This is a genomic window from Bacillus sp. J33, from assembly GCF_000518885.1.
Taxonomy (GTDB): domain Bacteria; phylum Bacillota; class Bacilli; order Bacillales; family Cytobacillaceae; genus Cytobacillus.
Genome location: NZ_JAEL01000189.1, coordinates 1 through 2,054 on the forward strand (window position 1 = coordinate 1; position 2,054 = coordinate 2,054).

Annotated in this window: 3 protein-coding genes; 2 read left to right on the forward strand and 1 reads right to left on the reverse strand. The window is 42.8% G+C overall.

Annotated features, from left to right (window positions below):
• The first annotated feature begins 335 nt into the window (after positions 1–335).
• Both L634_RS0128505 and clpP read left to right on the forward strand, forming a co-directional pair.
• Complete coding sequence (locus tag L634_RS0128505; RefSeq protein WP_026585304.1) at positions 336–1,007, forward strand: sigma factor-like helix-turn-helix DNA-binding protein; 672 nt, start codon at positions 336–338, stop codon at positions 1,005–1,007.
• Between the two features lie 26 nt (positions 1,008–1,033).
• Entirely contained in the window at positions 1,034–1,615 is a 582-nt protein-coding gene (gene clpP / locus L634_RS0128510) for an ATP-dependent Clp endopeptidase proteolytic subunit ClpP (RefSeq protein ID WP_026585305.1), read from the forward strand.
• Between the two features lie 137 nt (positions 1,616–1,752).
• Here clpP and L634_RS34080 read toward each other — a convergent pair.
• Positions 1,753–2,054, reverse strand: a 302-nt coding sequence (locus tag L634_RS34080) for a hypothetical protein (RefSeq protein ID WP_232233859.1), incomplete at its 5' end; no start/stop codon positions are given.

Below are 2,054 nucleotides of genomic sequence, written 5' to 3' on the forward strand. Positions count from 1 at the left end.
CATTTTTATTATTTCCACTGTCTACTTGACAGGGGGCAGTTCATGCTGGGATTGGGGTTTTTTAATGTCATTTTCTGCTGCTGATAAAAGGCTGTTCAACTTGGCAGCAATAAGTGATTGGCAAATAAATTTAAGAATCTGCAAATAAGACAGGAAAAATGCAATTAAAATAAAGTAAAAGGGTGTGAGCAGCCCAGTTTTATGACGAAATACTACCAAACTGTATAAAAACAGTTAAACTTAGAATAAACTGATAAAAATTTCTGTTGCCCGTATCTTTTTGAACCTTTTTTCCGTTATAAAAGCAGAGATGTGTCAAAGGAGTGAGCAGGGTTATGAAGCAGGGGAAAGTTCAGGCCGAATCAGGAAGAATTTACAAGCAGGAAGAAGAGAGCTTCATTGAAAATATCTATCCGTCCCTTCTGCGTTATGGCAGGTTTCTTGCACAAAACCGGTGGGACGGCGATGATCTTGCCCAGGAGGCTATAGTACGTGCATATAACAGTTATCCGCCTAGTAAGATCAATCAGCCTCTTTTAAAAAAGATTGCCTATAATTGCTGGATGGATATGATCAGATGCCGAAAACGGGAACAGCTGGAAGAGGCGCCGGAATACGATGGCGGAAAATGGATATATGGCGCAGGGCACTCAGCCGATTATCTCCTCAATCAGCTAACATTGAAGCAGGCTGTCATTTTTACGCTTAAGGAAGGTTTCCAATATAAGTCAAAAGAAATTGCGGAAATCATGCAAACAACCGAGTTTGCGGTAAAAGCCTTACTAAATCGTGCACGAAAACAGCTTCAGATTAAAGGAGAAGGCAAAAGAAAGTTTACTGAAGAGGAAAAGGCAGTATATGAACTCCTGAAGGAATCAGTGGCTGCGGAAGATCCAACTATCCTGATCAATGCAATTCCTTTCTTGCAAGCCCTTGAAAGCCATGCACAAAAACCTGATTTCACAACCTCATCATCTCCTGCTAACACGCTCTGTCTGGCGGCATAGATCCGCCAAGAATAGGAGGGATTCAGGTGACAGCTATACCATATGTGATTGAACAATCCAGCAGGGGAGAGCGTTCTTATGACATATACTCCCGGCTGCTAAAGGACAGGATTATTATGATTGGGGAAGAAATTAATGATGCTGTAGCAAACAGTGTAATTGCCCAGCTGCTATTTCTGGCAGCAGAATCTCCGGATAAGGACATCTCCCTTTATATCAATAGCCCAGGCGGTTCAACAACAGCAGGATTTGCCATCTATGATACGATTCAATATATCAAGCCTGACGTTAGGACCATATGCACTGGAATGGCCGCATCGTTTGGTGCCATGCTTCTTTTGGCAGGAAAAAAAGGAAAACGCTATAGCCTTCCTAATAGTGAAATTATGATTCACCAGCCGCTTGGAGGGGCAAGGGGCCAGGCTACGGAAATTGAAATTTCTGCTAAGCGGATTATCAAGCTGAGAGAGCATATTAACAGCATCATAGCAGAAAGGACCGGACAGTCATTGGAAAAAGTGGCGCGTGATACGGATCGGGATTATTTCATGAGCGCTGAAGAAGCGAAGGAGTATGGGATCATTGATGAGATAATTTATCATAGTTAGGCAGAAGGAAGCAGCCGTTTAGCGGCTGCTTTTGCTGCTTAAAAGAAGGCTTCTTCTCAGATAAAGGCCAAATGATGTGCAAAACCTTTTGCTGATTGATCCAGGAGTTGATGGGACAAAGATTTCTCTCACTCCTTTTAAAGTTTACCTTCGACATTTTTCTGCATCTGCTTTACATAATCCCCAACAAAAAAAGAAACCAGCCTCTTTGCTGATTTCTTTTTTTTGGCTCTTTTCTCATATATTGTTGTTTTTACATATAAATTTTGTCCGTTGATTTCAGCACGGGGCACTTGCTTTCCGCGGGGAGGAATGAGAGCCTCCTCGGCTTCGCCTGTGGGGTCTCCCACTTCCCTCTCTTCTGAGCAGGACATTGAATAATCTTCCCTGACCTGGCACCGCACGAAGGAAATGCGGTAGCATTTTCGAGGATCAAGTG

Coding starts and splice junctions, on each gene's coding strand:
- L634_RS0128505 (WP_026585304.1), top strand. CDS start 336: ATGAAGCAGGGGAAAGTTCAGGCCGAATCAGGAAGAATTTACAAGCAG.